The organism is Kitasatospora sp. NPDC057198, from assembly GCF_042670125.1.
In the GTDB taxonomy this organism is placed as follows: domain Bacteria; phylum Actinomycetota; class Actinomycetes; order Streptomycetales; family Streptomycetaceae; genus Kitasatospora.
This window is the reverse complement of record NZ_JBHUWH010000334.1, coordinates 1-8,890: the sequence shown is the minus strand read 5'-3', so window position 1 is coordinate 8,890 and position 8,890 is coordinate 1. Positions and strand designations below refer to the sequence as shown.

Sequence of the window (8,890 nt, the reverse complement as noted above, 5' to 3'; positions counted from 1 at the left end):
CGGGCGCTGCTCGCCGCCGCCCGGCTCCGGCCCCGCGAGCCGCACGAGGACCTGCTCAGCCCCGAACAGCGGGCCCACCTGGGCGAGTTGACGGCCGGGCACCCGCCGCACCCCGGGCCGAACGCCCTGCTGCCGGTCGCCCAGCTCCACCTGCGCGACGTCCCGGGGCTCACCGGCCCGGCCGGGACGGACCTGCTGCAGGTGCTGTGGTGCCCCCTCGACCACGGCGACGAGGCGGTCCCCGCGACCCGCCTGTTCTGGCGGAACGCCGCGGACGTCGGCGAGTTGCTCACCGACCCGCCGGAGCCCGCGGACGTCGACCCGTTCGGCGACTACGTCCCCGAGCCCTGCGTCCTGCACCCCGAGGCCGTCACCGAGTACCCGGCCCGGCTCGAACTCCCGGAGGAGCTCGCCGGGCGCCTGCGCGCCTGGGGGGAGGAGAGCTCCGGCGACGACGCCCGCTACCAGTCCGAACTCTCGGTCGCCCCCGGCTGGAAGGTCGGCGGCTGGGGCCCGTGGAGCTTCCGCGACCCCTGGCCGATGCGCTGCCCGACCTGCGCGGCCCCGTACCGGCCGCTGCTCACCGTCGACTCGGCAGAGCGGGGCGACGACAGCTGGACCCCGCTGGAGGACCGCGCGCAGCCGTCCGGCCCGGCCGGGGCGGGCAGCCCCGACAACCCGCCGATGGTGTCGATCGGCCGGGGCTACACCCTCCAGGTCTACGTCTGCCCGGCCTCGTTCGACCACCCGCACCTCGACGTCATGCAGTGAGAGCCCGCCGGTCGCCGGTCGGAAGCGGACGAGAAGGTTCGGGCGCGCGGGAGCTATCCTCCTCGTCCATGCCCACCAACGCAGAGACCGTCGCCCTGGCCCTGGACCGGATAACGGCCGGATACGTCTTCCCCGAACGCGCCGCGGAGATCGACCGGGCGATCCGGAAGCGGCTGGCCGCCGGAGAGTACGACGCCCTGGACGGCCCGGCGCTCTGCGGGGCGGTGACCGCGCACCTGCTGGAGGTCTGCCCGGACCAGCACCTGGCACTGCGCTGGGACGACGAGCCGCAGCCCGTGCTCCCGGAGGACCCGGACAAGGGCCAGGCCGCCTTCCTCGCCCGGATGCGGACCTTCAACCAGGGCGTCCGGGGCTTCCAGCACCTCGACGGCAACGTCGGCTACCTCGACGTCCGGCGGATCGCCGACGCCGCCGAGGGCGCCCGGGTGATCGGCGCGGCCATGGAACTGGTAGCCGGGACGAGCGCGCTCGTCCTCGACCTGCGCGAGTGCCTCGGCGGCTCGCCCGAGGGCTGCAACACCTGGTGCAGCTACTTCTTCCCCGACGACCAGACCCACCTCAAGGACATCTACGACCGCGAGAGCGACACCACCCGCCAGTACTGGACCCTGGCGCACCTGCCCGCTCCGCGCTACCTCGACCGCCCGGTGTACGTGCTCACCAGTGCCCGCACCTTCTCCGGCGGCGAGGACTTCGCCTACACCCTGCAGGCGCACCGCCGCGCCCTGGTGGTCGGCGAAACCACCCGCGGCGGCGCCCACCCCACCGGCTCCTACCAGTTGGACGCGCACATCTCGGTCCGGGTCCCCAGCGCCCGGGGCGTCGTCATCGCCACCGGCACCAACTGGGAGGGCGTCGGGGTCGCCCCCGACATCGCCGTCCCCGCCGAACAGGCCCTCGAGGTCGCCCACCGGGACGCCCTGGCCCGGACCGCGCAGCCGGCCGCCCCGGAACAGTAGGCTGGGCGCGGCGGTGGACCGCCGGGGCCCCTCGAAGGAGGTACGCCATGACCGCCGGGGCGGTGGTGCCCGCGTGGATGCGTTCGCAGATCGGCGCGGAGCAGTACGACTCCTGGTCCGGGGAGCAGTGCGCCGGCCTCGAGGTCGTGGACGGCATGGTCGTCGTGCGCCCGAGCGCCTCCAAGCGGCACAACCGGCTGGCCCGCGTCCTGGCCAACGCCCTGGACACCGCCGCGGGCCCCGGCTGGAACGCCGACACGGACTTCGACGTCCGCCTGCAGGACGTTCCGCTCACCAACCGGCGCCCGGACGTCATCGTCTACGAGGCGAAGACCATCGACCTCGCCCCCACCCGTCCCGAGCACGTGCTCCTGGTCGTCGAGATCGTGTCGCCGGGCTCGGAGACCACGGACCGGATCGTCAAGGTGGACCAGTACGCCAAGGCCGGCATCCCCTTCTACTGGCGGGTCGAGCAGGCGGCCACCGGCGTCCCGATCGTCCACACCCACGTCCTCGATCCCGCCGTCCGGGCCTACCGGGACGGCGAGCTGTTCACCGGCGTGGTGAAGGCCGCCGTGCCCTTCGCCGTCGAGGTCGACCTCGGGGCGGTCTGACCGGGCCGGGGCCGGGCGGGCTGTCGGGGGGCCGCCCGGTAGTGTTCCGTCTCTTCGGGTGCCGTCGGGCCCCGGAGTCCGAAGTGGTGAACGCCGATGACGCCTGGTCGATCGCCGGTCGTGTGGAGCCTGTCCCGCCGGGAGGCCCGAGCCGGGTGGCGGGCCCTGTGGTGGAGCGTCGGGCCGGGCGGCGAGCTCGCGGTGGTGCTGGTCCGGAAGCGGCACCTGCGCCACTACCCGTACGTCAAGGGGTGGCCCGGCTGGAGCGTGGCGGCCCCGTGCGACGGCGTACTGGTCGTGGTCTCGGGCGGCACCGAGCGCCGCGTCCCCGTCGCCGGCATCCCCCCGCACACCGGCCACCTGGTGCTGCTGCCGGGCTCGCGCTTCCTGCTCGCGTCGGGCCGCACCAGCCGTGACCGGCACGGGAGTTGGGAGCGGAACGCGGTCGTGTACTCCGCCGAGGGGCACCCGGTGGGCGGCTGCTGCCTCGGCGACGACATCGACTACCTCCTCGCCGACCGCGACGGCGGCGTCTGGGCCGCGTACGGCGACGAGGGCATCTATGGGGGCCACCCGGAGAGCATCCCCGGCCTGGCCCGCTGGGACACCGACGGCGCCCGCACCTGGAGCCCCGACGGGCGGCTGCCCGTGTGGCCGCTGGGCGGGAGCGCGGCCGCCACCGAGGGGTCGGCGGCCTGGCTCGCCTGGTACAGCCACCGGGGGCCGTTCCTGTCCCGGGTCGACCCGGCCACCGGCGACGTCACCAGCTACCGCAACCCGGTGCGGGACACCGACGGCATCGCCGTCCGAGGCTCCCGGATGGTCCTCACCCGACGCGTCCACAACCGCCCCGCCGTCGAACTGAGCCGCGCTGAACTCGCCGACGGCACCTGGACGCTCACCTCCCGGCAGCAGCTGCGCGTCCCGGGCCCGGTGGTGCTGCGCTGTGCCCAGGGCCGCGACGGCGTCCTGTGGCTCCGGGCCGGCGACAGCTGGGTCCGATTCGAAGCCTGAGCCCCGCCGGAGCCCGCCTGCCCCTCCGCCCGCCGGTCAACGGTCAACGGCCGGGGCTGCGGCGGGCGGCCCCCGGAAGGGCTTCGAACGGCTCCCCGCCGTCAGATCTCGCCGAACTCGCCGGCGGCGGTCGCGGCGCAGAAGGCCGCCCAGGCCCGCGCCGGGAAGACCAGCACCGGACCGTGCCGGTCCTTCGAGTCACGCACCGGCACGATGCCCCGGGCCACGTGCAGGTTCGTCGCCGGCTGGATGCACTGGCCGCCGTTGGCGCTGTGGCTGGAGCTGCGGAACTCCGCGCCGCTCAGGTCGTGGTCACGGTCCATGGTGTTCCTCCCGAGGGCTGCCGAGGGCTCCTGTCCGCCGCCGATGCTAGTTCCTCCCCGGCGCCGGGCGGGCCCGATCCTCGACTCCCGCCGGGGCGACCGTTGTCAGCTGCGACGGTCCCCAGGATGATCTCCGCTGTGAAACCCCTCCTGTTGATCGCCCTGGGCCTCGCGGTCCCGTTCGCCTACCGCTTCCGGCTCGGCTCCCGGCTGCGGCGGTCCGCTCTGGTGCTCTGGATCCGTCCGCGGTTCGACCCGGCCGCCCACGGGCTGCCGCCCCGCGAACAGCTCGACGTGCACCACGCCGGACCGCCCCCGTCCGCTGCCCGCTCGGAGGAGTTCCGGGCGGTCGTGCGCGACGTGCGGAAGGGCGACTGGCGGGCGGCGGCGGCCTTCGTCGAGGCCGCCGGGAAGGACTGGGACGAACGCTGGTCCCGGCAGGAGGTCCTGCTCCGGCTCGCGGGCGAGGACGGCGCCTGGCTGGACGCCTGGCTCCGGGACCGGCCGGAGGACGGCACCGCCGCCACCCTCCGCGCCCAGCTGCTCCTGCACCGCGCGTGGGCGGTCCGCGGCAGCGACTACGCGCGCGACGTCCCGGCCGGGCAGATGGCCCGGTTCATGGTCGGGTTGAACGCCGCGGTGGAGGCCGCGCGGACGGCCGCCCCGCTCGCGCCCGAGGACCCCGGGGCGTGGGTGGTCATGGTCACCGCCGCCCGCGGACTCCGTTACGAGTACGACGAGTTCACCCCGCTCTGGGAGGAACTCGTCACCCGGGCCCCGCACCACTACGGGGGCCACTGCCAGGCCCTGGAGTACTGGTGCGCGAAGTGGGCCGGTACGGACCGGCTGATGCTGGCGTTCGCCGAACGCGCCGTGCGGGAGGCCCCGGCCGGCAGCCCGCTCGCCGGGGTGTACCTGCACGCGCTGCACGAACTCGCCCGGCGCCCCGGCCGCTCGGCCCTCCCGTCCTCGCCGGAGGCCACGGCCCTGCTGGAAACGGTCGCCCGGTCACTGGACCAGGTGCCGGAGGACGACTGGAACCTGCCCGCCCTCCGGCACCTGCTGGCCCACCACCTGGTCAAGGCCCGGCGCTACGACACCGCCCTGAAGCAGTTCCGCCGCATCGGCCCCTGGTGCGGCGCCGAGCCGTGGACGGACGAACGCGACCCCGCCACCGCCTTCGACCTCGCCCGCGGCCTCGCGGCCCTCAAGGCCGGGCGGAACTGACGTCCTGCCGGTGCCGACGCCGAACTCCACCGAACTTCCTTACCGAACAGCAGAGTTCGGGCCGGGAGGTCCGCAACGTACGCCGCCACCACTGTCCGGGCCGGACCGGACCGGGCGAGCTGCCCGGCGGCCGTGGGCCGCCCCCTTGCGGACAGGGCACGAGCCCGGCCGGGACAGGAGCTTCCTCACGCCGTTTCCGAGGCCCGGTCCGTCCGGCGGAAACCTCGTCCGGCGCCCAACTCGCCCACCCGAGTGGCAGTATGCACGGGGGGTGTGGTCCCGGTGCGGGCCGGGTGCGGCGTCTGGGGGCAGGATGATCACTGGGCTGGTGCTGGAGGACGGCGGGTTCGAGCTGGTCGTCGGCGGGGAGGGGCTCGGCACGCGCAGGCCGTTGCAGGACTCCGACGTCGCCTGGCTGACCGCGCTCGCGAGCCGGTACGTGGACGCGGTGCGCGGCGGCTCCCGGCGGGAGGTACTGCTCGCGCTGGGGCGGGAGCTGTACGGGTGGCTGGACGGGGACCGCCGCCGGCTGACGCGCTTGCTGGACGAGGCCGTGCCGCCGCTGCTGTTCGAGGTCCGGGCGCCGAGGAGGCCGTCGGCCGCGGAGTGGGCCCTGCTGCGGGCGCCGTTCGAGCTGCTGGCCGCTCCCGGGGGCGGGTTCCTCGCCGAGGAGCCCGAGCAGTTCGCGGTGGTGCGCCGGCTCGGCCGCCCGGGCCCGGCGGATCCCCCGGACGACCGGCGGCTCGGGGTCGCGTTCATGGCCTCGTCCCCCCGAGGACAGAACGAACTCGACTACGAGGCGGAGGAGTTGGCGATCCTGCGGGCCGTCGGGGAGACGGGCCTGGACCTGGTCGTCGAGGACTCGGGCAACCCCGAGCGCCTGGGCCTGCGACTGTCGGAACTGGGCGGGATGCCGGTGGTCCACCTGTCGTGCCACGGGCTGCACAACTGGCGCGAGGGCCCCGGTGCTCCTCCCACACCGGTCCTGCTGCTGGAGGACGACCTGGGCGAGGGGCGTCCGACCAGCGCGGAGGAGTTGGTGGGCCTGCTGACGCCCCCGCCCCGGCTGGCGTTCGTGTCGGCCTGCCTGACGGCCACCGGCGCGGACGTGGCCGGGCACCTCCCCGGGGGCGCCGGACGCCGCCGCGGCGCCCCGGCCGCCGGGCCGGGTGCGGCGGTGGCGCACTCGCTGGCCACGAAGCTGGTGGCCGCCGGGATCCCGGCGGTCATCGGCTGGGACGGCTCGGTCAGCGACCGGGCCGCCACCCTCTTCGCCGAACACCTCTACTCCCAGCTCAGCCGCCGGGTCGGGGTGGCGGTGGCGGTGTCCGCCGCCCGCCGCCGGCTGCTGCAGTGCCCCGACGAGCACGTGCGCGCCGACTGGCACCTGGCACGGCTGTGGCTGGGGCCCGCGGGCGGCGGCCCGCTGGTCGCGGGAACCGTCAAGCGCCGGATGGCGCCCGCGCACCACGCGACCACCGCGTTCCTGGGCAGCAAGCACGACGTGCCGGTCGCGGCCGCGGAGATGTTCGTCGGCCGGCGTACGGAACTGCAACGGGCGCTGCGGGCGCTGCGCGGCCGGCCGAAGGGCGGCGTGCTGCTCCACGGGCAGGGCCGGATGGGCAAGTCGAGCCTGGCCGCCCGGATCGCCGACCGGCTCCCCGACCGGGCCGTCGCCGTCGTGTTCGGCGACTACAGCCGGGCGGCGGTCCTCGACGCCGTCGAGCGGGCCGTCGAACCGGTTCCCGACGCCCGCGACCTGCTCAGGAGCAGGCGCGCCGACGTCCGCGAGCACCCGGACCGCTTCAGGGCGCTCCTGGTCGACCTGCTGGCCGGGCCGTGCGCCCAGGCGGAGGGCGCCCGAAGGCCCCTCCTGCTGATCATCGACGACCTCGAACGCATCCTGACCGCCGACCCCGACGGCCCGCACCGGCTCGACGACGCCCACGCCGAGGTGCTCGCCGACGTCATCTCCGCGTTCGACCCGGCCACCACCGACAGCCGGCTGCTGCTCACCAGCCGCTACACCTTCACCCTCGACGGCCTGGAGAACCGCCTGGAGGCGGTCCAGCTCCAACCGCTCTCCCCCGCCGCCCGGCACAAGCTCCGCCGCCGCCAGCAGGACCTGGCCGCGACCGAGAACCGGGTCCCGGACGCCGAACTGGCCCGGCGGACCGAACTGGCCCGACGGGCCGTGGAGGTCAGCCGCGGCAATCCCGGGCTGCAGGACCTGATCGGGCTGCGCCTGGTCTACGGCGAGCAGGTCGACCTGGCCCGCGCCGAGGCCGCCGTCACCGCGATGGAGTCCTACCTGAGCCAGGGCGACCCGGCCGGCGATCCCGAACTGGCCGCCTTCCTGGAGAAGCTGGCCCTGGACACCCTGCTCCAGCAGGCCGGCCCCGCCCACCGCGACCTGCTGCGCGCCTGCACCCTGTTCACCCTCCCCGTCCCGCGCCCCGTCGTCGACGCCCTCGCCGAAGCGGTCGGCGGATCGGCGACCCGCCTGCTCGGCCTCGGCCTCCTGGACGCCTTCCCCGACGGCTACCGGCGGGACGCCCCCGCCGTGGCCGTCAACGCCCTGGCCGCCGGACGCCTGACCCCCCTCAGCCCCGAGGAACGCACCGCCCTGGCCGCCCTGGCCGTCAGCCCCCTCCACACCCGCTGGGGCGGATCCGCGCCCCGTCCCGAACGTGACGACGACCTGGACCTGCAACTGACCCGCCTCGCCCTGGACGCCGACGATCCCGCCGTCACAGCCGACTGCGCCACCGCGGCCGTATGGGCCCTGCGCCAGGGTCCGGCCTCCGACGCCGCCGAACTCGGCCACCAGGCGATCGCCCTCCTCGACCGCCACCAGCACCCGGCCCCCCTCACCCTCCTGCGAGCTGTCGCCGACGCGGCCGTCACCGGCGGCGACGGCAGCCGTGCCGACACCCTCTTGCACCGCGCCGTACAGCAGATCCAGAGCAACCAACAGCACACCGACCCGGCGGACCATGCGGCCGTTCTCTACGACCACGCCAACCGCCTGCTCACCCGCGGCGAAACCGGGCAGGCCGAGACTCTGCTCCACCAGGCCCAGCAACTGTTCACCGACCTCGGCGACACCCGCTCCGTCGCGGTCACCTGGGGACAGATCGCAGACATCCTCCAGCGGCGCGGAGAGGTCGACGAAGCACTGCGCATCCACCACGAAGTCCAACTCCCCGAGTACCAGCGGATCGGCGACACCCACTCCGTCGCGGTCACCTGGGGACAGATCGCAGACATCCTCCAACGGCGCGGACAGATCGACGAAGCACTGCGCATCCACCACGAAGTCGAACTCCCCGAGTACCAGCGGATCGGCGACACCCACTCCACCGCGGCCACCTGGGGACGGATCGCAGACATCCTCCAGCAGCGCGGACAGATCGACGAAGCACTGCGCATCCACCACAAAGTCCAACTCCCGGCCTTCGAGCGGATCGGCGACACCCACTCCACCGCAGTCACCTGGGGACAGATCGCAGACATCCTCCAACGGCGCGGACAGATCGACGAAGCACTGCGCATCCGCCGCGAAGTCGAACTCCCCGAGTACCAGCGGATCGGCGACACCCGCTCCGTCGCGGTCACCTGGGGACAGATCGCGGACATCCTCCAACGGCGCGGAGAGGTCGACGAAGCACTGCGCATCCGCCGCGAAGTCCAACTCCCGGCCTTCGAGCGGATCGGCGACACCCGCGAAGCCGCGTTCACCTGGGGGAAAATCGCGGACATCCTCCAGCAGCGCGGAGAGGTCGACGAAGCACTGCGCATCCGCCGCGAAGTCGAACTCCCCGAGTACCAGCGGATCGGCGACACCCACTCCACCGCAGTCACCTGGGGACAGATCGCAGACATCCTCCAACGGCGCGGAGAGGTCGACGAAGCACTGCGCATCCGCCGCGAAGTCGAACTCCCCGAGTACCAGCGGATC

7 protein-coding genes are annotated in these 8,890 nt (G+C 74.5%); 6 read left to right on the top strand and 1 reads right to left on the bottom strand.

From position 1 onward, the window contains the following. The 4 genes from ACFUEL_RS28935 to ACFUEL_RS28920 form a co-directional block, all read left to right on the top strand. Positions 1-771: hypothetical protein (locus tag ACFUEL_RS28935; RefSeq protein WP_380239718.1), on the top strand; the 771-nt coding region annotated here is incomplete at its 5' end. Positions 772-839: 68 nt separating this feature from the next. Next, positions 840-1,751 (top strand): S41 family peptidase, encoded by a 912-nt coding sequence (locus ACFUEL_RS28930; RefSeq protein WP_380239717.1) that lies wholly within the window; start codon positions 840-842, stop codon positions 1,749-1,751. Between the two features lie 47 nt (positions 1,752-1,798). After that, positions 1,799-2,365, top strand: a complete 567-nt coding sequence (locus ACFUEL_RS28925) for a Uma2 family endonuclease (protein ID WP_380239715.1) — start codon at positions 1,799-1,801, stop codon at positions 2,363-2,365. 96 nt (positions 2,366-2,461) lie between these two features. Further along, positions 2,462-3,379 (top strand): hypothetical protein, encoded by a 918-nt coding sequence (locus ACFUEL_RS28920; RefSeq protein WP_380239714.1) that lies wholly within the window; start codon positions 2,462-2,464, stop codon positions 3,377-3,379. Between the two features lie 101 nt (positions 3,380-3,480). Here the strand turns inward: ACFUEL_RS28920 and ACFUEL_RS28915 are convergent, their stop codons facing one another. Beyond that, positions 3,481-3,702: a DUF397 domain-containing protein gene (locus tag ACFUEL_RS28915; RefSeq protein ID WP_380239713.1), complete on the bottom strand. Its 222-nt coding sequence runs from the start codon at positions 3,700-3,702 to the stop codon at positions 3,481-3,483. 138 nt (positions 3,703-3,840) lie between these two features. On the opposite strand from ACFUEL_RS28915, the gene ACFUEL_RS28910 reads away from it, so the two are divergent. Beyond that, a complete protein-coding gene (locus tag ACFUEL_RS28910; protein WP_380239712.1) occupies positions 3,841-4,929 on the top strand; it encodes a hypothetical protein in 1,089 nt (362 codons plus the stop codon). Positions 4,930-5,242: 313 nt separating this feature from the next. After that, on the top strand, positions 5,243-8,890 hold a 3,648-nt coding region (locus ACFUEL_RS28905; protein WP_380239711.1), incomplete at its 3' end, for a tetratricopeptide repeat protein.

Excerpts from the sequence above, each read along its gene's own strand:
- ACFUEL_RS28920 (WP_380239714.1), top strand. The coding sequence starts at position 2,462 with ATGACGCCTGGTCGATCGCCGGTCGTGTGGAGCCTGTCCCGCCGGGAG.
- ACFUEL_RS28925 (WP_380239715.1), top strand. The coding sequence starts at position 1,799 with ATGACCGCCGGGGCGGTGGTGCCCGCGTGGATGCGTTCGCAGATCGGC.
- ACFUEL_RS28930 (WP_380239717.1), top strand. The coding sequence starts at position 840 with ATGCCCACCAACGCAGAGACCGTCGCCCTGGCCCTGGACCGGATAACG.
- ACFUEL_RS28915 (WP_380239713.1), bottom strand. The coding sequence starts at position 3,702 with ATGGACCGTGACCACGACCTGAGCGGCGCGGAGTTCCGCAGCTCCAGC.